Origin of the sequence: Burkholderia sp. PAMC 26561 (genome assembly GCF_001557535.2) — a bacterium.
GTDB lineage: Bacteria > Pseudomonadota > Gammaproteobacteria > Burkholderiales > Burkholderiaceae > Caballeronia.
In genome coordinates this window covers 520147-543547 of record NZ_CP014315.1, presented here as the reverse complement: position 1 = coordinate 543547, position 23401 = coordinate 520147, and the positions used below count along the sequence as shown (strand labels likewise).

The following is a 23401-nucleotide window of genomic DNA, read 5'->3' as shown; positions in this document are numbered from 1 at the left end:
CGCCTCTCAATCATGCACATTCGATATGGTTATATGCATTTGATATTTAACCCTCGAATGCGCGAATGTTAGCCTTTGGAGCAATCCACCGGGTAGCCGACTCCCGGCTCGACCGCCAAAGGACATTCAATAATGAGCACCCTTCCCGCCACACCCGAACTCGCGCTCCACGCATCGCCCGTCCGCAAATTCTGGTTCGATGAAGTCCCGCCGCCTGCATCGCTCGCGGCTGAACGTCGCCACCGGCTCGAACGTCTTGCAGGCGCATTCCGCCTGTTCGCCCGATACGGATTCGACCAGGGTCTCGCCGGCCACATTACCGCCCGCGACCCCGAATGGACCGATCACTTCTGGGTCAATCCGCTTGGCCGGCACTTTTCACGCATGCGCGTTTCCGACTTGCTGCTCGTGAACAGCGAAGGCGAGATCGTCGTTGGCAAGGGGCCCGTCAATCAGGCCGCCTTTGCCATTCATGCGGCAATTCATGAAGCGCGCCCGGATATCGTTGCAGCGGCCCACACGCATTCGCTCTACGGCAAGGCTTGGTCGACGCTTGGCCGCAAGCTCGATCCGCTGACACAGGACTCGTGCTCGTTCTATCAGGATCACGAACTATTCGATGATTTCCAGGGCGTCGTGCTCGACACCAGGGAAGGCGCCCGCATTGCCGATGCACTCGGCACGAGCAAAGCGGTGATCCTGAAGAACCACGGCATCCTGACTGCCGGTCCGACCGTGGAAGCTGCAGCATGGTGGTATCTCGCGCTCGATAACGCGTGCCACACACAATTGCTCGCAGAGGCGGCCGGCACGCCGCAACCCATTCCGCACGATGTCGCCGCGTTGACGCACGAGCGCGTGGGACGCCCCGGCGGTGCTTTGTTCTCGTTCCAGAGCTTGTATGAAGGGCTGGTTGAAGCGGAACCCGACTTGTTGGATTGAACAAAACACCGCGTGGATGGCCGACCCTCTCGCCTCCACGCGCTTGCCTGCCTCAAGCTTTTGCAATCTGCGTATCGGCGATTGTCCGCACATCGATCCGCCTCGGCAGGATCGCATCGCGAAACGCGCTGTCCGCCACTTTCTGCAACGCCGCGATATCGTTGTCCGCAACGAACCGCTGCTTCAGCGCGGATCGTGCAGTAATCGTCCTGGCTGCATCGAGCGGAAGACGGGTCAGCGATGCATACACCCGCGCGTATTCGTCCGGATTGGCAATCGCCCAATCGCCCGCGCGCTGGAACCGCTGCAGCACATCGGCTATTGCAAGCCGCTTCAAAGGATTCGCTGCGGCCTCGCCCGACGCCGTGATAAATCCCAAGCCACTATTGATGCCCGTGCCGTCGCGCAGTACGCGCGCACCATGCTGCACGGCTGTGCCGAAGTACGGGTCGAAGGTCGCCCATACGTCAATGCTCCCCGATGCAAACGCGGTGAACGCATCGACCGGCAACACGAATCTCACCGATACATCGTTGCGCGTGAGCCCCGCCTCGGCGAGCGCGCCGTAAAGCTGGAACTGCGAAATGCTGCCGCGCGCCGACGATACGAACACCGTGCGGCCCTTGAGATCCGCGACGCTGCGCAGCTTCGAATTTGCCGGCACGAGAATGCCGAGTTGCGATCCGGAACCGACGCGCGTCGCGACGATCTTGAGCGTCGGATCGCCCACGGCCGCCGCCAGCACGGGCAGGTCTCCCGCCGGAGCGATATCGACCGCGCCGGCACGCTGCGCCTCGAACAACGGCGCGGCGCCCTGGAAATTGGCCCATTTGAACGCGTACGGCGTGCCATCGAGCACTCTTGCCGCCTCGGCGAGTGCGCGCGTGCCGCCCGCCTGATCGCCCAGGACGAGCGTGACAGAAGACAGCGCGGCATTCGCAGCCCTCGCTGAACCAGATGCAAACCCGCCGATTGCAGCGAGCGCGGGCGCGGCTGCCAACACACGCAACGTGCGGCGCCTCGCGGCAAAAAACTCGGAACCAACCATATACATGAACCTCGTGGACGAAATCAGCGTCCAGAGTAGCGACGCGCATCCACCTTGAGAATTATTCAATTCTCGTAAGGTTATGAGGCTCCCAAACCTAAGCAATGCATGGTTTCGCCGAGCAGAAAAACAAAAAAACACGTTGACTTCGTATCTTAAGATATATATCTTAAGATGTGTTTTACGATACCTACGGAGTTTCTCGATGAAACGACATCCCTTTCACACACACGATTCGGCGGCTTTCGACGGCCGTTCAGCCCTGCATTCCCTCTGGCACGCAATGAGCCGCCACCATCACCGTCATCACGGCGAAGACCGTTTCGGCGGCCGCGGCGGCCATGACGGCCTGGGTGGATCCGGCCGCGGTGGTCATGATGGATTCGGCGGCCGCGGTGGATTCGGCGGCGGCCCTGGCGGCTTCGGTGGCGGCGAAGACGGCATGCCGCGCGGTCGCAAATTCACGTCCGACGACCTTCAGCTCCTGCTGCTCGCTCTGCTCGCCGAGCAGCCGCGCCACGGCTACGAGTTGATCAAGGCGCTCGAAGTCCGGTCGAACGGTTTCTACACGCCGAGTCCGGGCATGGTGTATCCGGCGCTGACCTATCTTGAAGAACTCGGTTACGCGACCGTCGAACTGGAAGGCAACCGCAAGCGTTATGCGCTAGCGGAACCGGGTCGCGAGCATCTGACGGCCAACCGGGAACGCGTCGACATCATGTTCGCGAAACTCAGTCATTTTGCTCGCAAGATGGATTCAGTGCGCCGCGCGTTCGCTGGCGAAACTTCCGACGAAAACGGCGACGGCGACAACACCTGGCTGCCGGAATACATCCAGGCACGCCGTGCGCTAAAGCATGCACTGCTGATGCGAACCGAAGCCACCATCGCCGAACAGCGCCGCATCGCCGCCATTCTCGTACGCGCCACGGCCGAAATCGAAGGCAAGGCGACGAGTGATCCGGCTTGAAATCCACATAACGATCAAGGAAAGACAGTATGCAAAACAGACCCGATCTGGCGGTCGTGCGCGTTCGCCATGCACTCAAATTCCGCCTGCTTCAAGTCAAGCGGGTTCATCTGGTAACACCGCATCTCCTGCGCGTCACAATGGGCGGCGAAGATCTCCAGGACTTCGAATCTGCATCGTTCGATGATCACATCAAGGTCTTCTTCCCGGCTCCCGGCGAAGAAAAACCCGTGGTCCCGACGGCCGGTCCCAACGGCCCTATCTTCGCCGAAGACCAGCCGCGACCGATCGCACGCGACTTCACGCCGCGCCGTTTCGATCGTGAGGCCCGGGAACTGGATATCGAATTCGCGTTGCACGAAGCAGGACCCGCCGCGACCTGGGCCAGGCAAGCAGACGTGGGTCAGTACCTTGGCATTGGCGGCCCACGCGGTTCGTTTACCATTCCCACGGGGTTCGACTGGCATCTTCTTATAGGCGATGAAACCGCGCTGCCCGCCATCGCGCGCCGTCTGGAAGAGTTGCCTGCGGGAACCCGTGTTGCAGCGCTGATCGAAGTTGAGGATCCATCGGCAAAAATCGAATTCAGTACCAATGCGGACCTCTACGCCGAATGGCGCTACCGTAACGAATCCGAGTTTCCGGGCGGTGCGTTGTTGCTCGCACTGCGCGAAATGTATCTGCCCGATGGCGAAGGGTATGTGTGGGCAGCGGCTGAGTCGAGCGTGGTTCGTGCGGCGCGTCAACACTTGTGCACGGAACGCGGTATCGATAAAACCCGCATTCGCGCCTCCAGTTACTGGAAGCGCGGCGCGGTTGCGGTCCATGAGTCTATCGACGACTAGACCTTGAATCGCACACGCCGCGTCCAAAAGAATAAATTCAATCAGGATGGCTATGTATAGTCTCGATTCAACTCGCGAGCGGCGCCTGCTGTGGCTGCTCGCACTCACCCAGTTCACCATCATCATGGACTTCATGGTGATGATGCCGCTCGGCCCGCAGATCATGCGCAGCTTTCAGATTACACCCGCTGCATTTGCCACCGCGGTCTCGGCGTACTCATGGTGCTCGGGACTTTCCGGGCTGCTGGGGGCGACGTATATCGATCGCTTCGACCGGCGCCGGTTATTGCTCGCCGTGTATGCGTTGTTTGCTTTATCCAACCTCGCTTGCGCCTTTGCGCCCACTTTCCCTATCCTGCTTTTAGCGCGTGCATTCGCGGGCATCACCGGCGGCATGCTCGGTTCGGTCGTGATGGCCATTGTCAGCGACGTCATCCCCGTGGCAAGGCGCGGCGCCGCGACCGGCACGATCATGACGGCGTTTTCACTGGCCGCCGTTGCGGGCGTGCCGGCAGGCATTCTGCTCGGCGCGCACTTCGGCTGGTATACGCCATTCATCCTGCTGACGGTGCTCTCCGTGCTGATATGGCTCGGCGGCATGCGAATCGTACCCACGCTGGCCGAACACCTGGGACGGCAACAGCCTGCGTTGCGAAGCGTGCTGCCATCGTTATGGCGGCTTTTGACGAACCCTCGATACATGAGCGCGTTCGCCATGACCTTCGTTGTAATGGGCTCGCAGATGCTGGTGATCCCGTTCATATCACCCGTGCTGGTCGCCAATCACGGCGTGCAGCCTGCGCAATTGTCGTGGCTTTATATGGGCGGTGGCGCGGCGACGTTCTTCACTTCACGTTTTGTCGGCCGTCTTTCCGATCGTTACGGCAGCCGCCACATGTTCCGCGTGATGGTCGCCGTTTCCCTTCTGCCCATCCTCTTCGTCACGCATTTACCGAGCTTGCCGTATGTATTGCTGCTGCTGTTTTTCCCGGTCTTCATGGTGACGGTTTCCGGCCGCATGGTTCCCATGCAGGCGTTGCTTACGACGGTTCCAGAGCCCGCAAACCGGGGCGCGTTCCTCAGCACGAACAGTGCGCTGCAGGCGCTTGGCAGCGGCTGCGGCGCGTGGCTTGGGGGCTTGCTGTTGTCGAGCGGTGCTGACGGGAGCATTCAAGGGTATGGCGTCAATGGATGGCTCGCGACCGTGCTCGTAATCGCGGCGGCGGTGTGGATCAGCCGCGTAAAGTCGTCGTCGGAGAGGCCCGCGGCAAGCGCCGTTGCAGCCGAACCGCTGGGCGAGGCTTAAGGTGTGATGCGGACCAGCTTGTTAAGTGGTCCGCCACGCCACCTGAACGTGTGTTGCACAAGCTTCGCGGAAACGGTAATCTCACGCTCACGAAGCCACGAACCTTCAACGAACCTTCATCTCTCTCATGACGAAGCCCGCGCACATTCTTTCCGCTGATATCGAGTTCGACTCGACGATCAGCCATGCGCACACGGCCCGTCTGTCTGCTTTTACTGTATCCCCACCTGTCGCTTCACCTCCCGCATCTCCTCCGAACGCCGTCACCGCAGGCGCAGCAGCGCCTCCGCGTGGACTCGTTCGCGGCTGATCAACAGCCACTGAATCCTGGCAACCGGCTCGACCGCTGCACCTTGCGTGCTCTGGCGGCGTGACCGTGTTCGCCCTGGTCATCTATTCCCTCGACAGGTGAATGAATCATGGTCTTTGTAAAAACAGCCTTTGCAGCCTATGGCTCGACGGCGCTCTTCGTGTTGCTCTGGAGCAGCGGTGCGATCGTTTCGGAAACAGGGCTTCAGCATGCTCCCGCACTACCCTTTCTCGTCATGCGCTTCGCACTCGCGTCAGCGGTCCTCGCGGCCCTGGGCGTATGGCGCGGACGATGGCTGCCCGCGCGAGGAACGAGACTTCAGGTTGCGCTTACCGGCGGCTTGCTCACAGGCGGTTATTCCATCTGCTATCTGCTTGCGCTTGACCATGGAATGACGCCCGGCATTCTCGCCACCATCCTGGGCGTTCAGCCTGTGTTGACGCTGTTGCTCGTGGAACGACGATTGACGATACGGCGCGCGGGCGGCCTTTTACTTGCCTTGAGTGGCTTGTGTCTGGTCGTGTTGGGAGCGGGAAGGATCGGACACTTCCCGGCGCTGGGACTGTTGTTCGCATCCGCATCGCTCGGTTGCATGACGGTCGGGGCCATTCTGCAAAAACGCCTGAAGCAGCAGCCTGTCGATATCCTGCCTTTGCAAAACGCAGTCAGCCTCGTGCTATGCGTGTTGTTCCTGCCTTTGCAGCCGTCCGGTATCGTCCTGAGTGCGGGGCTGCTCTTGCCGTTGTTCTGGCTAGGCATCGTGATATCGGTGTTTGCGCAGGTGCTGTTCTACCGCCTCGTGAATGCGGGGAATCTCGTCAACGTGACAAGCCTCTTTTATCTCGTGCCTGTTTGCACGGCGATCATGGACTACATCTTCCTCGGCAACCACCTCGCACCGGCAGGCGTCGCGGGAATGGCGTTGATACTTGCCGGGCTTGTCCTCGTTTTCCGGGCAACACCCGTGCATAACGTCGGGCACGCGTAGCATGCCGGCGGCCTGGAAAGTCATTTCCGGGCCGCCGGTTCAAGCAAGCGTCATGACTTCACAGCGATCACGTCGACCTCGACCAGCCATTCAGGACGCGCAAGCGCGGTAACGGTCAGTCCCGTCGATACCGCGTGCACACCCTTCAACCAGCGCCCGACCACGCGATACACTGCCTCGCGATACCGCACGTCGGTCAGATAGATCGTCACCTTGCAAATGTCTTCGAGCTTGCTGCCGGCTTCTTCAAGCAGCATCTTGACGTTGGCCATCGCCTTTTCGGCCTGCGCTGCGGCATCGCCGATACCGACTGATTCGTATGTATCGATATCCTGCCCAATCTGGCCGCGCAGGAAGATCATGTTGCCCGCCACGACCGCTTGCGCGAGATCGTTATCGAGCGACTGTTCGGGATAGGTGACCTTCGTGTTGAACGGACGAATGCGAGTGTGTTCCATGATGTCCCGTAGAAAATAAAATCAATGCGCCGGGATGCGCGCCAAGAACAGCCGAGCGCGCTCCGGCCTGGACGAACCGCACACGACTAGCGGCGGTTATCGAAATAGCCTGCGCGGATAGCGGTGCCGATCAGGTTCAGGATCAGCCGCCCCGCCGTCACGCACGAGATCTGGTTCACATCTTTCTCAGGCTGAATCTCCACGATATCCATGCCCACCACACGGCCCTTCTTCACGAGCCCGTGAATGAGCTTGCGGGCTTGCAGGAAGGTCACGCCGCCAGGCGCGGGACCTGCGACGGCCGGCATGACCGAAGGATCGAGGCCATCGGCGTCGATGGTCAGGTAGTAGTTGCCGCCATCCGGAATGCGCGCGAGCACGGCGTCCATGCCGATATCGTGAAGCTCGTAAGCGGTGATCAGGTCCGAGCCATAAGCCTTGGCGGCGCGGAATTCCTCCGGACGGCCGCTGCCCTGCGCACGCAATCCGATCTGCACGATCTTCGCGACATGCTTCATTTCGGAAGCGCGGCGAATCGGGCTGGAGAGACCGTCGCGCACGCCGTTCACTTCGTCGCGCCAGTCGAGGTGGGCATCGACATGAACCAGCGTGATCGGGCCAAGGCTGTCGAACGCGCGCAGCACCGGCGTGGTGATGCCATGATCGCCGCCCATCACGATAGGCAATGCGCCTGCAGCCAGGATCTTGCGCACGGCTTGCTCGACGCGCTCGTAATGGCTGCCGGGCGCCGCGAGATCGGCAATCACATCGCCGCAATCGACAAAGCGAATGTCCGTGCGCTCCTGCAGCAACGGACCATCGATATCGAAATCGTAGTGGCCCGGCGAACGCACTACGCGGTCAGTTGCCTGACGGATTGCGGTAGGTGCATTGGTCTGGTCATTGGTAAAATCGGCGGCGGAATATGCCGAACCATAGGGCATGCCGAGAACGGCGATGTCGGCGTCGAGGTTATCGAGGTCCATCGCCAGCTCGGAATAAAGGAGCGTCTTGTGGCCGGTCTTAGGAGGAACAGTCAGTGGCTTGGTCATGATAAGGAATCTTGTATTAAGTGGCATTGATTACGGCGAGGGACGCGCAGTATCAGACGCGCCGGTATCGGGTTGCGTATCGCTCCGACCATTGCCCGGCCACGTCGAGCAGCACGCTGCACAGCCAGTAGATGAGCGCGGTGGTGCCGAGTACTTCGACGTACGCGAAGGTATCGGCGGTGAGCAGGTTGCTTTGATAGGTCAGCTCCGTCAGGCTCATGACGGAGAATATCGACGAGTCCTTGAACATCATGATGGTGAGACTGGTCGTGGCCGGTGCGAGAAAACCAAAAATTTGCGGCAAGACCACATGACGCTGCACCTGAAGACCCGAAAGCCCCAGCGAGCGCGCCGCCTGCACCTGTCCATGCGCGAGGCTGCCGAATGCCGCGCGCAGGATCTCGCAGAAGTAACCGCCGGTGTAGAACGCCGTGGCCGCTACGCCGATCGCAAACGCGGGCATCGATACACCCAGCTTCGGCAAGCCGAAGAAGCTCAGGTAGACGAGTATCAGAAACGGGACATTGCGCACGATCTCCACGTACGAGAGCGCGACTGCGCGCAACATGCGCCATGCCGAGGCACGGAAATACGCGGCAACGGTGCCTGCCACGATGCCGAGCGGAATGCCGAGCAGGCAGACCTGAGCAGTGACCTTCAACCCTGTGAGCAAGGGGAGAATGGACGATTGAACGACAGCCAGGTCAATGGACATTGGGTAGCACCTTTGCCACGCGGCGTTCAAGTCCACGCGATGCCGACGACGCAACGAACAGAATCGCGAAGTAGACTGCGGCCGTCGCGGAAAACACCTGCAGCGGCAAGTTGGTTTGCAGGGTCGCGTCGCGTGCGACCGTCGCAAGGTCGTGTACCGCGATGATCGACATGAGTGAAGACGCCTTCAGCAGCATCGTGAATTCGTTGGTCAGCGGCGGGATTGATCGATAAAAAAGCTGCGGAAACACGATGTATCGCCACACCTGAAAGGCAGGCATGCCAAGCGCACGAGCCGCCGGGATCTGCCCGCGGCCCAGCGAGTTCAATGCGCCACGCAAGATCTCCGAGACATACGCCGCAGTGTTCAATGCAAGTGCGAGAATGCCTGCCTGCAGCGGCGAGATATTCGGATTGAGCACGGCAGGCAACACGTAATACGCAACCAGCATCTGAATCAGCGCTGGCGTACCGCGTATCAGGCTTACATAGAGAATGACGAGCCACGCGAGCACGCGGCCGCCGTGCTGGCGCACCAACAGCAACATCGCGCCGATCGCGATGCCAAGCACGAACGCCGCCACGCTCGATAGAATCGTCGTGATCGCGCCCGCAACGACATCGTGGAAAAACGGTGCGAGCACGGCGAGCTGGCTGCTTATGAAAGCGAACATGCGGCGCTGCGCCTCAGACCGCGCCTTCAGGCAAATAGCCGCTGGTTGGCAGGTTCATCGTGTAGCCAAACCACTTCTTCTGCATTTGCGCCAGCTGGCCGCTCTTCGTCAATTCGGTGAGCGACGTATTGATGAACGTGCGAATCTCCAGGTCCTGCGGGTTCGCGACCCACGCGAGCATCTTCGGCTCACCGATCTTGCCAATGACGCGGAATTGCCCCGGCTCCTTCTTCATCAGCACGGCAACGACATTCGACGGCATGATGCCCACATCCAGCGTCTTGTTCGTCAACGCGACCATGACGTCCGGATAGGCCTGGAACAGCTTGATATCGGCATAACCGGCGCCCTTGGTTTTCAGTTGTGCATCGAAGGCTTGCGCGATTGGTTGTGACGACGAACCCATCTGCGTGCCAACCACATGTCCTGCGATATCTTCCGCTTTGGCGATGGCGCTGTCATTTGAACGCACGACCAGCACGGTGTCGACGACACCTACGGGCTCCGAGAACGCAAAGCGCTTCGCGCGCTCAGGATTGATGCCAACGCTCGTCGCGACGAAATCGAACTTGTGCGTCATCAGGCCGGGTAGCAGACCCTGGAACGGCAGGTTGACCTGATCGAGCGTGACGCCCAGCTTGCTCGCCATGTAATCCAGAATGTCGTGACCGTAGCCCACTACCTTGCCGTTTTCAACGAACTCGTAGGGCTCGTAAGCCGCCTCGGTGCCGACTGTCAGCTTGCCGCGCTTGCGAATGTCCGCAAGCGTTCCGCCTTCCGCGAACGCAAGGGAAGGCAAGGCCATCGCAAGCGAGACGCCGCCCGCGATGGTGATGAATTTGCGTCGGTCGAGCGTGTTCATGTGAATCCCCGGATCGTTGAAAAGCATTGGTGAGGGAAATGTAGGTAGTCAAAAAAGTTTTGAAAAACCATTTTTTCGCGGTTATGGTTCCGGAAACCGAAACCTTTTGAGCCGCGCGCCGATGAAAAAAATGGATCTGACCGAGCGCGACCTGCGTTCGCTGCGCGTGTTTTGCGCGGCGGCGCAGGCGAGCGGATTCGCCGCGGCGGAGCGGGCTTTATCGATGTCGAAGGCGTCGATCAGCAGGCATATCAACGAAGTGGAGGCGCATCTGGGACTGAAGCTGTGCGAGCGCGGTCCCGGCGGATTCCAGCTAACCGAAGGCGGGGAAGTTGCGCTGAGGGTCGCGTTGCAGGCGCTGGAAGCGCTCGAGCGCATCAAACCGGAAGTCGATGCCGTGCGCGGAGTCCTGTCCGGTCCGTTGCTGCTTGGCACATCCGAACATGTGCTTACGCATGAGGGATGCCGGATTTCCGAGGCGCTTGGCGAGTTGCACCGGATAGCGCCGCTCGTCAGGCCGTCGTTGTCGGTAATGACATTCAGCGACCTTGGCGCAGCACTTACCGAACGGCGCGTGCAGATCGCAATACGCGGCGCTTATAAACGGATTCGGGCGTTCCGGCACTACCCGCTTTTCACCGAGACGCATCGCGTGTTTTATCGGCCGGCAGCTTCCGGCGAGATTCATGCAAATTCCGATACACGCGTTTTACCCCTCGTGTACAGGCCTCATCCGTTCGTCGAGGATGCGCTCGCAACGCAGGGATTCACCCAGGGCCTCGAGGTCAGCGGGCTCGAAGCCGTGGCCATGATGGTCGCCACCGGCCGCTATGTCGGCTTGTTGCCCGAGCACTACGCAGCGCAACTTTCGCCGCGATACGAGTTCGCGGTACTGCCTGAATCACCCTTCTATTCGATGCCCTTTTGCGCCATCGTGGAAGAAGCGCGACCTCTCACCCGGAGTGCGGAAGCGTTTTTGAATCTGTTGCTGGAGGCACATCGCTGAGTGATCAGGCGCTTCCCGCGGACAACTGGACGCTTGCGGCTTTACCCCAGCGCACGGTCGCGAGCATGGACGCCACGACGATCAACCCGCCCCCAACCCACGCCGTTACCGAGATTCTTTCACCAAGCCAGAGGCACGCGAACAACGCGCCGAACGCCGGTTCGCTGCCCATCAGCAACGCGACGCGGGTGGGACTGCTGCGCTTGATCGCGTAATTCTGGGCGAAGAATGCGAACAGCGTGCAAGCCAAAACCAGATAAAACATGCTGATCCAGAACGGCGTGTGCTCCGCGAAAGAAGGCACATGCTGCCACTGGCGCGGTGCGAAGAGAAGCGCCACCGCCGCGCTGCCGAGCGCAACTACGCCCGATTGCACCGCTGTCACCGATAACGCAGGCAACACCGAATCACGCATCACGCGCTTGGTCACGCATACGTTGAGCGCACGCAGAAATGCGGCGGCGAGTATCAACGCATCGCCGGGATTGAAGACGAATGTACCGTCGTCGGCCAGCAGCCATGCGCCGAACAGAGAAAGGGCAACCGCGCCCCATTCCATGCGAGCGGGTTTGCGCTTGAGCAGAAACCATTCGACCAGCGGCGTCATGACTACGCACAGGCTGATCAGAAATGCCGCGTTGGCTGCGCGGGTAAGCAGCACGCCAAAAGTCTCGCAAAGAAAAATGCCCAATAACAAGACCCCCGCGATAAACACGCCGCGCAGCGTGCGTGCATCGGCGTGACGCAAATGACGCAACGCCGGCGACAAAACCACGAACGTCATGCCGAACCGCAGCGTCAACAAACCGAGCACGGGGTAGAACACGAGCGCATTCTTGACGACGCCATAGCTCGTGCCCCACACCACGGCGACCACCAGCAGCATCAAATCGGAACCTAACAGCAGGCGATCTTGTTTCGGCATGGCGGCCCCCGGTGAAAGAATCCGTATTGTCGAGCCTTGCGCTTGCGGTGATAATCGGGCCGACGCGCACAGGCTTTATGTCGCAAATGCATCAATCACGGATCATCGATGAACCCTCCCGAACTGTTTGCGTTGCTGCCTGACATGGCCGTGTTTGCGCGCGTTGTCGACTGCGGCAATTTTTCGGTCGCGGCGCGCCAGCTTGGCAGTACCCCTTCAACGGTAAGCCGTCAGATCAAGCGCCTGGAGGAAGCGTTGGCCACGCGCCTGCTCGAACGTTCCACGCGCAAAGTGCGAGTGACGGAATCGGGCGAGCAGGTCGTCCGGTATTGCCGCGACATCGTCAGCGCTGCATCGGGCGCCGTGGATGCAGCCGGGTCACTCGTCGGCCGGCCGCAAGGCAAGGTGCGTCTCAGTGCGCCGACTGCGTTTGCAAAGACCGTGATCCACCCACTGGTGCCGGGATTTTTGCGCGCATATGAGGACGTCGACTTGCAGTTGTTTTACGCCGATCATGAAGTCGACCCGCTTCACGACGATATCGACCTCGTGATCCGTCTGACGGAACATCCCCGCCGGGTCTGGCCGGACGGCGGCTGGGTTCGGTACGTTGGGTGTTGTGTGCATCGCCCGCTTATTTGAAGGCGCGCGGTACGCTCACGCACCCACGCGATCTGGCGCAGCATGATTGCCTGTATCTGGGCGAGACCGCCGATGACAACCGCTGGCGTTTTCAGCGTGGTTCCGAAACGCAAACGGTCGAAGTCCACGGGCGTTATATAGCGAACCATGCAGGCGCGCGCCTCGACGCCGCGTTGCAGGATTTTGGCATTGCGAACTTGCCGGAGTTCACCGCTGCGGATGCGCTGGCGCGCGGCGAACTGGTACAGGTGCTTGCCGATTGGACCTTCGCGGCACAAGCATACGTGGGAGAGGTGTGGCTGCTTTATCCGCCGAACAGGTTTTTACCGCCCAAGGTGCGGGTGCTGATTGATTATCTGGTTGAGAAAGGTGTCGGCGCTTAGGCGCGTCGAGACCGAAAACGCTTAAGCTCTTCGGTATACTCAAAGCACTGAAACTCCACGGCAATCATCATGGCTCATACGCTTTCAGTTGGCGAACTACACGCATCGTCCAATCGTGCACGGCTGGATTCCGATGCAGTCATGCAGGCGCGTGTCGAGCTCGCCGCATGTTTTCAGCTGGCAGCCCAGCGCGGATTCGAGGAAGGCGTTTGCAACCATTTCTCGGCAGTCGTGCCGGGACATGAGGACCTGTTCTTCGTCAGTCCCTACGGCTATGCGTTCGCGGAAGTGACGGCGTCGCGCCTGCTCGTTTGCGATTTCGAAGGACATGTGATCGCTGGTGAAGGCAAGCCCGAAGCCACCGCGTTTTATATTCATGCGCGTTTGCATCGGCTAAAACCGCGTCTCAAAGCGGCCTTCCATACCCATATGCCGAATGCGACTGCACTGTGCTTGCTCGAAGGGCCGCCGCTTCTCTGGCTGGGCCAGACTGCACTGAAGTTCTACGGCCGTACCGCGGTGGACGAGCACTACAACGGTCTCGCGCTGGACGCATCGGAAGGCGATCGCATTGCGGTGGCAATGGGCAGCGCCGACGTGCTCTTTCTCAAGAATCACGGCGTGATGGTGGGCGGGGCGAGCATCGCTGAAGCGTGGGACGATCTTTATTATCTCGAGCGCGCGGCTGAGGTCCAACTCAAGGCCATGGCGAGCAATCGACCGCTCAAGCCGATTCCGCATGAGGTGGCGCAGCTTGCCTACGAGCAAATGCGCCTGGGCGATGCAGAAAGCGCACGCGCGCATCTGGACAGCGCGCTGCGTATATTGCGCAGTCACGGAAACAAGTTCGAAGAATGATTTCTGGCACGGACTCGGGAGAAGGCGGGGGCAACGCTGCCGCCATCGGTTGAATTAGAACCACTTCTGAGGCCATCGGTGACGACGCACGAGATTGTTGAAGACAAGCGCGATCACCGAAAGCAAACATACACCGGCCACTACTGGGACAAAGAAGAATCCCGCCGATGCATTGCCGCTTAACATGATCACTAGCGGATCGGCTCCCGCCGGCGGATGTACGCAACGTCCAAGTTGCATGAGTCCGATGGCAATGCCAACAGCCAGCGCCATTTGCCATATCCCCGGCCCTGCCATATAGAACATCGCAAGTCCGACTGCAGTGGAAAGCAAATGCCCGATGACAAGATTGCGCGGTTGAGCGAAGGCACTGTCGGGCGCGCCAAACAACAGAACGCTCGATGCACCGAATGGTGCGATCACCAGCGGGCTGCTCGTCACATGCCCGAGCCATGCGATCAATCCTATTGCACATGTACCGCCCAGAAAACCGAATAGTGCTTGCTTCAAGTGGGTTGGATGATGAACGGCTGGCGCCGCTCTAGCAGTCTGCTCGCTCATAGGTCTAACATCCTTGCGGTCGGGCACGCCGGTTGGTCTGGACCGGCGTGCCGGCATTGTTATGCCTTCTTGTAACGGGCAGCTTCTTCAGAGCCCTTCGTTGCATTGCCTGCGCTGTACGAGTGAGCGCCCACACCGGCGAGTCGGCCGCCATCGACGATCAGGTACTCGTCGCGAATCGGTTCGTTGGCGAACCAGCATTCAAGGATTTCGCGTGTACCCGCTGCGTAACGCGCCTGTGCGGAAAGCGTCGTGCCCGACGTATGCGGCGTCATGCCCTGGTTCGGCATGGTGCGCCACGGGTGATCGGCCGGCGCCGGTTGCGGGAACCACACGTCGCCCGCGTAACCTGCCAGTTGACCGCTTTCCAATGCACGGACGATAGCGTCGCGATCCACGATCTTGCCGCGTGCCGTGTTGATGATGTAGGCGCCGCGCTTCATCTTGTTGATCATCGCTTCGTCGAAGAGATGCTCGGTTTCCGGATGCAGCGGACAGTTGATCGTGACGATATCGCAGACCTGCGCCATGGACTCTGCAGTCGGGTGCCACGTGGCGCCCAACTCGCGCTCGACAGCTTCCGGCAAACGGTGACGGTCCGTGTAATGCAGCTTCACGTCGAACGGCTTGAGGCGGCGCAGCACGGCTGCACCAATGCGGCCGGCGGCGACCGTACCTACGTTCATGCCTTCCAGGTCGTATGCACGCGACACGCAATCCGCAATGTTCCAGCCGCCCTTCTTGACCCACTCATGCGACGGCAGGTAGTTACGAACCTGCGACAGGATCATCATTACGACATGCTCAGCCACGCTGATGCTGTTGCAGAACGTCACTTCGGCAACGGTAATGCCACGGTCGATAGCAGCTTGCAAATCGACGTGATCCGAACCGATACCGGCAGTCAGCGCAAGTTTCAGCTTCGGCGCTTTTGCAATGCGTTCAGCCGTCAGGTACGCGGGCCAGAACGGCTGCGAGATAACGATTTCAGCATCCTCGAGTTCGCGCTCGAACGTGGAGTTCGGGCCGTCCTTGTCCGACGTCACAACCAGTGTGTGCCCTTGCGATTCCAGGAACTTGCGCAGGCCCAGCTCGCCCGACACGCTGCCCAGCAATTCGCCCGGTTTGAAATCAATCGCCTTCGGCGTGGGCGCGCTTTGCCCGTCATGATACTTCGTGATATTGGGTACATCGTCCCGTGCATACTTCTTCGGCATGCCATCAACGGGATCATCGTATAAAACGCAAAGAACCTTGGCCATGATTGTCTCCACTCCACTTTGATTTGATTTACACCGGCGCTTCTGGCGAAGGGCGCCGCCTCGTCGAACATGAGGTTGGTACGTCGACGAGATTGAGTGTCTACAAGTCGCGGCAGCGGGTCCAATCGTTTGGATGGATCACTTGATAAGCCCTTGTTATCAACGCAGGCGAACGCGGGTCGGCTTGAGCGTGCGTGATCAGGCCGTTTTGACGGCAGCAGGTACGAGCGCGTCGAACTCGCGCTGAAGGTTGAGTTGCTCCACCGAGTGCCACATGGCGGCAACCAGCGGCGGCAGCGCATTGCGGCTGCGCGCAATCAGGCCGATACCGCGCGTCAATTCGGGCAGCAGGAGCGATGCACGCACATCGTTGCCCGAAGGCAGCACGCTAAGCAGACTATGAGGAAAAACGCTATACAGGCTGGCGTATTGGATGTGAGCATAAAGAGAGAGCAGCGAATCAGTCTCGAGTACGACGCGCGGCTGCACGTTCCCCCGCCGGAACGCAGCATTGATCACCTGGCGGTTCTGCATGGTCGACGTGAGCAGCCCTAGCGGCAATTCACCGACATCGCTCCAGGACTGTATCGGCGCGCTGAAGCTGTCCCCGGCGCTTGCGGGTGACAGAAGCATATATCGCTCGAAATAGAGCGGCAGGACGCTGAAACCGGCCTGGACCTGATCGTCGAGATAGGTCAGGCCGACATCGAGTTCATATTCGTCGAGCTGACGCAGGATGGCGTCGGAGCTCAGCGAGCGGACCTCGTACCTCATGTCCGGATGCTCGCGCATGCAAGGCGCGAGCATGCGCGCGGTCACCGGAATGATGGTCGGGATCGCTCCTATGCGCAGGGTCCCGATGAGCTTGATCTGCGCGGCCGAGGCATCGTGGCGCATGTTCTGGAGCGACGCCAGCGTCTGCTTCGCCCATCCGAGCACGCGCTCGCCGTCTTCGGTGAACCCCACGAACCGCCGTGTCCGCTCGACAATGACGAGACCGAGTTCTGTCTCGAGAGTGCGAATAGCCGATGACAACGCCGGCTGGGATACGTGGCACGCCTCCGCTGCCCGCGCGAAATGCTTCTCCCTTGCCAACGTGACGAGATACTCGAGCTGGCGAATGAACATCGCTTTCCTTGGTTGGCCTTGGTTGGCTATGGTCCGTCGAGATCCTTCACACGCCCTTCGGGCTCTCTAGGCTTAGACGAGCAGATCCTCGTAGAAAGCGCCGAATGGACGCGTCGGATGCGCGAGCTGAATCTCCAGAATCCACAATCCCGCATTTGGGTGCGGCTGGTAATCGCCGAGATTGCCCGCCTTGAAAATGGCGTGCGGAAAATCGCTGACCCGATGTCCCTTGATGTCGAGATTCAGCTTCCATCCCAGCGCATGCGCACGTTCGGCGGCGTAGTCGTACAGCGCCTTGCCGCCTGCGCCGGTTGTGCGCCAGTGGTGTTCGACTTCATCGAAGACGGTCTTTGCGTCCTGCGCGCACGCGTGCATTTCGGCGTCCGCGCCGACTACGAAGGTCGCGCCCGAGTCGCCTTCATGGCCTTGCCAGACCACACCCAGATCGATAAAAAAGATGTCGTCGTCCTTGAGCCGCGGATCGCCTTCGGAGCGCTCCTTGAAGGTTCGCAGAGTATTTTCGCCAAAGCGGATCAGGATGGGATGCCAGATTCGGTCCATCTTCATGTCCTGAAGAACGCTCTTGCATTCGGCCAAGGCTTCCGACTCCAGCATTCCGGGTTTGACCTTCGACGCAACCCGCTCGACCACTTCCCATGTCTTGTCACGTGCGCGACGCATGGATTCGAGAACGAATTTCTCGCCGACTGCCTCTTGCGCGCTATTCACCACTGGGACGCTCCGTCGTTATATCCAGATAAATATATCGATGGCCGATAAGAAAGTCCACCGCCATGACAAAATGGGACCGGTCTCAAGCGCTGAAAAATTCAACAGCAAACTTGATCAGTTCCGCCTGACCCTCAATATCCAGCTTGCGTTTGATCGACATTCGGTGCGTCTCCACCGTCCTGACCGAGAGCCCGTGCAGCACCGCGATCTGCTTGTTGGAAAGGCCATTGGCGAGGTCGCGCAACAACTCCTGTTCACGCGGCGTCAGCTTTTCGATCTGCCTGTAATTGCTGCGGTCCTTGGCGTGGCTTTTGACCGGAACCGCCGCAGCCTGTTTCACCTGTTCGTTGAAATAGGCGCCGCCGCCCAGAATAGTATGGATCGCAGCGATGATCTCCGTCGCCGGCGCGTCCTTGAGCACATATCCGCTTGCGCCTGCCGCTCGAGCTTCGGCCATGTATTCGGCGTTGTTGTGCATCGATAAAACGAGCACGTGCATTGCCGGATGGCGTTGCCGAATTGCGCGCGTAAGCGCAACGCCGCTGCCACCTTTCATGCTGAGGTCCGTCAGCACGAGGCGCGGCGAAAGACGCTCCATGACCCGCAGCGCCTCCGGCATATTGCTCGCTTCACCGACTACCCGGAAGCCGTCGATGGCATCCAGCCGCAGCCTCAATCCGTCGCGCACGAGTTGATGATCGTCCACCAGCAAGATGTCGATAGTGCCTGTCATGAGCTCAAGTGGCTTGATACGGTTGAGGGGAATTCGACCGGGATCGCAGCCGTCAGGCCAGTCCATCCCGGCCGCGATTCGATTCCGAAGGAGCCGTTGAGCGACTCCACGCGTTCGCGCATGTTACGCAGGCCGATACCTCGTCGCGGGTCCGACTGCACTGCGCCGGAACCGAAGCCGATACCGTCATCGATGATCGTCAAGACGACCCGCCCCGGCGCGCAAGTGAGCGTGACGCGTGCGTTGGCCGCATGCGCATGGCGCTGGATGTTCGTCAGCGCCTCCTGCGCGACACGAAATAGCGCCGTGTTCACGGCATCGGGCAGCGGATGCGCATCGCTCTTTGCGGCATCGACTGTGACGTTCGTGTGCGGTGCGTTACCCGCCTCGTTGAATTCGAGCGCAAGCTGGCGCAAGGCGGCGCCGAGGCCAAAATCGTCGAGCATGGCCGGACGCAGGTCGTGGGAGATCTGCCGGATCTCGGCCAGCGTCCGGTTCGTCTGCGCCAATGCGTTGTGAATAGGCGGTCCGCTAGGATCCTCCCGGCTGGCATTGACAGGTTTTAGCGCAAGCGCCGACTCCAGCAGCAATTTGATGGATACGAGCATCTGGCTAATGCCGTCGTGAAGTTCACGCGACAACCGGCCTCGTTCCGCCTCCTGCGATTCAACCACCTGACGCGCCATGATCTTCAACTGCGCGTCCGAGCTGCGGTGATCGGTGACGTTCATTGCAATGCCGCAAGCGCCGATGAATCCCATTCCCAGCGCACCGACCAGTCCGATCAAAAACAGCGTATGGCGAATATTCGACGACGCTTGCCGCCCTGTTTGAGAAAGCGCCATATTGACGTCGTCCAGATAGATGCCCGTCCCGACCATCCATCCCCATCGTTCGAAAGTCACCACGTAACCCAGCTTCGATTCCATTTTGTGGGTCGACGGACGCTCCCATAAATATTCGACAAACCCACCGCCGCTTTTAGCCTTCGCCAAGAGAGATTGAATGGTAAGCGCGCCATGAGGATCATGCATGGACCAGAGGTTCGTGCCTACGAGCTGCGCCAGGCGTGGATGCATCAGCAAATCGCCTTGAAGGTCGTAGACGAAAAAATAGCCGTCGCTACCGAACTCGAGTTTCGATAAGATTGCCAGCGCCTCAGCGCGCGTAGCGGGGTCGTCACGACCTGAGTTGTAAAGCGGCGCAACCGCGCTTTCCGCCAGCGCGACGTAATTCTTGAGCTCGACTTCCTTGCTGCTTCGGTAAGCCGCTGCAATTTCGCGCTGCTCCGAATTCGACAAGGCCTTGGCCTGGAACGCTACGGCAATAGCAATCGTAGCCATTGCTCCGATGAATGGAAGAAGAGCGAGAATCAGCCACTTTCGCTTCATCCCGTGCAAAGAGAGTCGCATTGAATTTTTCCGCTGGGACGCTGGATTTGTTCGGCCGAATATCCCTGTCCAGCCTCGAATTGTGCCATCCCTCCGCACGACCTGCCCTTAAGACACCTTTCGTCTGCGTAGTATTACGTAGGGTGATTCCGCCCTTGACCTTGTAAAGACACTTGCGTGTTAAGCCTCGCAGCGCTGCGCCATAGAGCACACGCCGCGTCTACGTATTACTACGGAAGGCGACAACCGAAATTCCGCTAATACTCCGGCTCCAGTTCGAAAAGAGACTGGTTCCAGGAGATATCCATGAGTTCAGAAAGCGTTTCCTCCGGAAAACGCGCAGCCGGCAGGCTGCTGCTGTTGATCCCTTACGTCGCCTTATTGTGGCTGCCCTTTTATAACGACGTGCGTCCGTCATTCGCCGGTTTTCCTTTCTTCTATTGGTATCAGCTGCTATGGGTGCCGCTGACGTCGCTGATCCTGTACGTCATTTACAAGTGGGTCCGATAATGCCGACGACATTCAACTGGACCTCCGGTCTCGTATTCCTGGGATTCTTTGCGCTGGTCACGGTGCTGGGATTTTTCGCGGCGCGCTGGAAAGCGGGCGACATGACGCAATTGCACGAATGGGGCCTCGGTGGCCGCCAGTTCGGTGCAGTCATTTCGTGGTTCCTCGTGGGCGGCGACTTCTATACCGCGTACACGGTGATCGCGGTCCCGGCACTCGTCTACGCAGTCGGGGCATATGGATTCTTTGCGCTGCCTTACACGATCATCGTGTACCCGTTCGTGTTCGCGGTGATGCCCAAGCTCTGGTCGGTTTGCCAGAAGAACAATCACATTACGGCCGCTGACTTCGTGCAGGGTATCTACGGCGGACGATGGTTTGCCGCGGCTATCGCGTTGACGGGAATCATTGCGACGATGCCGTACATTGCGTTGCAACTCGTCGGCATGCAAGTGGTGATCAAGAGCCTTGGCGTGACGGGTGAGACGCCGCTGGTCGTCGCTTTTATCATTCTTGCGGTGTACACGTATGCGAGCGGCCTGCGCGCGCCTGCAATGATCGCCTTCGTCAAGGACATCATGATTTACATCGTGGTGATCGCGGCGATCTGGCTCATTCCCAGCAAGCTTGGCGGCTATGCATCCGTCTTCGATGCAGCCGATCACTTCTTTACGGCCAAGGGTGGAGCGACGGGCATTACGCTCAAGGCAAGCCAGTTCACGGCTTATGCCTCGCTTGCGTTCGGCTCTGCAATGGCAGCCTTCATGTATCCGCACACGCTGACCGGCGTGCTCAGCTCCAAGAGCGCGAAGACCATCAAGCAGAACGCGATTGCCTTGCCGGCTTACACGCTGCTGCTCGGGCTGATTGCGCTGCTGGGTTACATGGCAATTGCGGCTGGTGTAAAGGTCACTTCGCCAACCGATGTGGTGCCTGCGTTGTTCCTCAAGCTGTTCCCGTCGTGGTTCGTCGGCTTCGCTGCGGCCGCGATCGCGATCAGTGCGCTTGTGCCTGCCGCGATCATGTCGATTGGATCGGCAAACCTGTTCACGCGCAATTTGTGGAAGCCGCTGGTTCAGCCGAACATTACGCCGGCACAGGAAGCGACCAATGCCAAGGTGGTGTCGCTCGCAGTCAAGCTGGGCGCACTGGTCTTCATCATCTTCCTGCCGACGCAATTTGCCATCGACCTGCAATTGCTTGGCGGCGTATGGATCTTGCAGACGTTCCCGGCAGTCGTGTTCTCGCTGTACACGCGCTGGCTCAAGTTACCCGCGCTGTTTATTGGCTGGCTGGCGGGGATTGGGCTTGGCACGACAATGGTGTTCATGCAAGGGCTCAAGCCTATCTACGCTTTGCACGTAGGCGCCACGACGTATCCGGTTTATATCGGCGTGCTTGCGCTGGCGGTCAATATTGTTGTGACGCTCGTGCTGTCGACGGTGTTTCCGGCGCGGATTGCTTCGGCAACGCGCTCGGCTGCTTAAGTCGGCTAAATTAGCGGTCTTAATTGGGCGCCGGCCGTGGTGCCGGCGCCCAATTCATAGGTGACTCTCACTAGCGGCAAATCGACGCGCCTCAATCAAAAAAGAAATACGCGTCCATTGCCCGCTTAGCGTATGCCCCCTGACCGGGCGCAGCGCTTTTAGCGAGTTTCTTACGTTCGAGCTAAAGCCTCGAGCGCCAGCACCCCCTCTGCGCAACTGCTAACATTCGACTCGCCAAGACGAGCGTCCCTGCACGCCCGTGCTTCCTTACATTGTTTAAGCCGCCATGTCTCTATTCGATCTGCTCGTCCCCTGGGAACCATCTGTTGGGCTCGTGGCAATTTTCGTTGGAACTGCCGTGCTGTTCGCCCGCGGGTCGCGCCGCATCCGAATCAGCCGTACCCGTCAGGGTGCTTTCTGGATCGGCCTTGCGCTCTTCTATATTGCGCTGCACACGCGTCTCGACTATTACGCCGAGCACGAATTTTTCGTACACAGGCTTCAGCATCTCGTCCTTCATCACCTCGCACCGTTGATTCTGATGGCGTCTTATCCGGGCAGTGCGCTCAGGGCCGGGCTGCCCTTGCATTGGCGCAGCGCGTTGCGCCGCTGGCAATATCGCCGTCCCGCACGGCTACTTGCGGCCATCGTGCTGAATCCTACGTTCATTTCAATAGCGTTTGTCGTCTCGGTTGTGTTCTGGCTGATTCCATCGGTGCAATTCGTTGCGATGCTCGACTGGCGCATCTATACGTTCATGAACTGGTCGGTCGCCATAAGCGGCCTGCTGTACTGGTGGATGCTGCTCGATCATCGTCCGCATCCGCCCAGCCGCACACGGCCGGGCCTGCGCGTGCTTTCACCCGTCATCACCATGGCGCCGCAGATTCTGGTCGGCGCGATCATCACGTTCTCAACTCACGATCTCTACCCGATATTCACGCTGTGCGGCCGCGCATTCACATCGGTGCCTGCTACGCTGGATCAGAGTCTCGGCGGACTCATCATGTGGGTACCCGCCGCTGTACTCGAAGCAATCGGCGCAATGATGGCGCTGCGTCATCTCATGCGGCTTTCCGAATTGCCGCAGCGCGTACCGCCCAAATCGAAAGCAAAGAAGCCGGCCACCAAGCCCGTTCTCGCGAAGTAAAAGGTCGCAAGCGCTCTAAGCACCTTGCAAGCGCATTTTCCTTTAGGGTTACCACTACTACTTGAAAGTGCGCTGATTGAGGTCAGCTGACTAGCGACTTCCGCAAAGCCGTCAGCGGCTGGAATAGGTAAGAAACGCCGATCCGCAAGGGTGAACCACACCCAAAAGTTGCTTTTGGTGGTCGCTGTGGTGTTGCTTTGGCCACGTTCACCGCGAGCGTTTGCGCGCATGCAAGACGCTAGGCATGCTGTTTATCGCTACGCTGGTCGCTCTCGGGTCGAACAACAATTGGAGACATCTCGAAGGCAAGCTGCGCATTCCCATCAGCGTTAGCCGCGCGATGGTATACGACGCACGGCCAAGAATCTGGGCGTTCTACGTGAGCCAGATTTCGACTCATCCATGGTTCGGAGTCGGCTTTGGCAAACCGTTGCCGTCGCTCGCATTACCAAGCTCCGCGACGC

General features: G+C 59.6%; 23 protein-coding genes and 1 pseudogene. 11 read left to right on the top strand and 13 right to left on the bottom strand.

Features of this window, described 5'->3' with window-relative positions; genetic code table 11:
* Nucleotides 1–132 precede the first annotated feature (132 nt).
* Nucleotides 133–942, top strand: a complete 810-nt coding sequence (locus tag AXG89_RS37170; RefSeq protein ID WP_075360159.1) for a class II aldolase/adducin family protein — start codon at nt 133–135, stop codon at nt 940–942.
* 52 nt (nt 943–994) lie between these two features.
* On the opposite strand, the gene AXG89_RS37165 is transcribed toward AXG89_RS37170, so the two are convergent.
* Nucleotides 995–1996, bottom strand: coding sequence for an ABC transporter substrate-binding protein (locus AXG89_RS37165; RefSeq protein WP_236873680.1), 1002 nt, complete (start codon nt 1994–1996; stop codon nt 995–997).
* A gap of 199 nt (nt 1997–2195) precedes the next feature.
* Between AXG89_RS37165 and AXG89_RS37160 the strand changes: the two genes are divergently transcribed.
* From AXG89_RS37160 to AXG89_RS37145, 4 genes are all read left to right on the top strand, one after another.
* Nucleotides 2196–2960, top strand: coding sequence for a PadR family transcriptional regulator (locus AXG89_RS37160; RefSeq protein ID WP_075360158.1), 765 nt, complete (start codon nt 2196–2198; stop codon nt 2958–2960).
* A 29-nt stretch (nt 2961–2989) separates the two neighbouring features.
* Complete coding sequence (locus tag AXG89_RS37155) at nt 2990–3805, top strand: siderophore-interacting protein (RefSeq protein ID WP_075360157.1); 816 nt, start codon at nt 2990–2992, stop codon at nt 3803–3805.
* 52 nt (nt 3806–3857) lie between these two features.
* Nucleotides 3858–5111: an MFS transporter gene (locus AXG89_RS37150; protein WP_062001118.1), complete on the top strand. Its 1254-nt coding sequence runs from the start codon at nt 3858–3860 to the stop codon at nt 5109–5111.
* A gap of 419 nt (nt 5112–5530) precedes the next feature.
* Entirely contained in the window at nt 5531–6409 is an 879-nt protein-coding gene (locus AXG89_RS37145; protein WP_075360156.1) for a DMT family transporter, read from the top strand.
* A 50-nt stretch (nt 6410–6459) separates the two neighbouring features.
* On the opposite strand, the gene AXG89_RS37140 is transcribed toward AXG89_RS37145, so the two are convergent.
* The 5 genes from AXG89_RS37140 to AXG89_RS37120 all read right to left on the bottom strand — a co-directional run bounded on the left by AXG89_RS37140 (nt 6460) and on the right by AXG89_RS37120 (nt 10169).
* Nucleotides 6460–6867, bottom strand: a complete 408-nt coding sequence (locus AXG89_RS37140; protein WP_075360155.1) for a RidA family protein — start codon at nt 6865–6867, stop codon at nt 6460–6462.
* Between the two features lie 86 nt (nt 6868–6953).
* On the bottom strand, nt 6954–7919 hold the full coding sequence (locus AXG89_RS37135) for an agmatinase (protein ID WP_062001121.1): 966 nt from the start codon (nt 7917–7919) through the stop codon (nt 6954–6956).
* 52 nt (nt 7920–7971) lie between these two features.
* On the bottom strand, nt 7972–8634 hold the full coding sequence (locus AXG89_RS37130; RefSeq protein WP_075360154.1) for an amino acid ABC transporter permease: 663 nt from the start codon (nt 8632–8634) through the stop codon (nt 7972–7974).
* Nucleotides 8624–9307 (bottom strand): amino acid ABC transporter permease, encoded by a 684-nt coding sequence (locus tag AXG89_RS37125; protein WP_075360153.1) that lies wholly within the window; start codon nt 9305–9307, stop codon nt 8624–8626. Before AXG89_RS37125 ends, AXG89_RS37130 begins: the two co-directional genes overlap by 11 nt.
* Nucleotides 9308–9320: 13 nt before the next feature.
* A complete protein-coding gene (locus AXG89_RS37120) occupies nt 9321–10169 on the bottom strand; it encodes a transporter substrate-binding domain-containing protein (protein WP_075360355.1) in 849 nt (282 codons plus the stop codon).
* Nucleotides 10170–10290: 121 nt separating this feature from the next.
* Here AXG89_RS37120 and AXG89_RS37115 point away from each other — a divergent pair, with 121 nt between their 5' ends.
* The gene (locus AXG89_RS37115) at nt 10291–11175 is read left to right on the top strand and encodes a LysR family transcriptional regulator (RefSeq protein ID WP_075360152.1); all 885 of its coding nucleotides are present in this window, start codon (nt 10291–10293) and stop codon (nt 11173–11175) included.
* 4 nt (nt 11176–11179) lie between these two features.
* Here AXG89_RS37115 and AXG89_RS37110 read toward each other — a convergent pair whose 3' ends face one another.
* Entirely contained in the window at nt 11180–12100 is a 921-nt protein-coding gene (locus AXG89_RS37110) for a DMT family transporter (RefSeq protein WP_075360151.1), read from the bottom strand.
* A gap of 108 nt (nt 12101–12208) precedes the next feature.
* Between AXG89_RS37110 and AXG89_RS37105 the strand changes: the two are divergent.
* Nucleotides 12209–13125: pseudogene (locus AXG89_RS37105) on the top strand (LysR family transcriptional regulator).
* A 69-nt stretch (nt 13126–13194) separates the two neighbouring features.
* Nucleotides 13195–13983, top strand: coding sequence for an aldolase (locus AXG89_RS37100; RefSeq protein ID WP_075360149.1), 789 nt, complete (start codon nt 13195–13197; stop codon nt 13981–13983).
* Between the two features lie 54 nt (nt 13984–14037).
* Here the strand turns inward: AXG89_RS37100 and AXG89_RS37095 are convergent, their stop codons facing one another.
* The 6 genes from AXG89_RS37095 to AXG89_RS37070 form a co-directional block, all read right to left on the bottom strand.
* Nucleotides 14038–14544 carry an HPP family protein gene (locus tag AXG89_RS37095; protein WP_075360148.1) on the bottom strand — a complete coding sequence of 169 codons (507 nt, stop codon included), beginning with the start codon at nt 14542–14544 and terminating at the stop codon, nt 14038–14040.
* Nucleotides 14545–14603: 59 nt separating this feature from the next.
* Nucleotides 14604–15806, bottom strand: a complete 1203-nt coding sequence (locus tag AXG89_RS37090) for an NAD-dependent formate dehydrogenase (protein ID WP_075360147.1) — start codon at nt 15804–15806, stop codon at nt 14604–14606.
* A gap of 198 nt (nt 15807–16004) precedes the next feature.
* Nucleotides 16005–16934, bottom strand: coding sequence for a LysR family transcriptional regulator (locus AXG89_RS37085; protein WP_075360146.1), 930 nt, complete (start codon nt 16932–16934; stop codon nt 16005–16007).
* 72 nt (nt 16935–17006) lie between these two features.
* On the bottom strand, nt 17007–17663 hold the full coding sequence (locus tag AXG89_RS37080) for a M24 family metallopeptidase (protein ID WP_075360354.1): 657 nt from the start codon (nt 17661–17663) through the stop codon (nt 17007–17009).
* An 85-nt stretch (nt 17664–17748) separates the two neighbouring features.
* The gene (locus tag AXG89_RS37075) at nt 17749–18417 is read right to left on the bottom strand and encodes a response regulator transcription factor (RefSeq protein WP_372237097.1); all 669 of its coding nucleotides are present in this window, start codon (nt 18415–18417) and stop codon (nt 17749–17751) included.
* Nucleotides 18396–19790, bottom strand: a complete 1395-nt coding sequence (locus tag AXG89_RS37070) for a cache domain-containing protein (protein WP_086386464.1) — start codon at nt 19788–19790, stop codon at nt 18396–18398. The genes AXG89_RS37075 and AXG89_RS37070 overlap by 22 nt, the downstream gene beginning before the upstream one ends.
* Nucleotides 19791–20096: 306 nt before the next feature.
* On the opposite strand from AXG89_RS37070, the gene AXG89_RS37065 reads away from it, so the two are divergent.
* The 3 genes from AXG89_RS37065 to AXG89_RS37055 all read left to right on the top strand — a co-directional run bounded on the left by AXG89_RS37065 (nt 20097) and on the right by AXG89_RS37055 (nt 22937).
* On the top strand, nt 20097–20300 hold the full coding sequence (locus AXG89_RS37065) for a DUF3311 domain-containing protein (RefSeq protein WP_062001133.1): 204 nt from the start codon (nt 20097–20099) through the stop codon (nt 20298–20300).
* Nucleotides 20300–21787, top strand: coding sequence for a monocarboxylate uptake permease MctP (gene mctP / locus AXG89_RS37060; protein WP_062001134.1), 1488 nt, complete (start codon nt 20300–20302; stop codon nt 21785–21787). Before AXG89_RS37065 ends, mctP begins: the two co-directional genes overlap by 1 nt.
* 286 nt (nt 21788–22073) lie before the next feature.
* Nucleotides 22074–22937, top strand: a complete 864-nt coding sequence (locus tag AXG89_RS37055) for a cytochrome c oxidase assembly protein (RefSeq protein WP_075360143.1) — start codon at nt 22074–22076, stop codon at nt 22935–22937.
* The last annotated feature ends 464 nt before the right edge of the window (nt 22938–23401 follow it).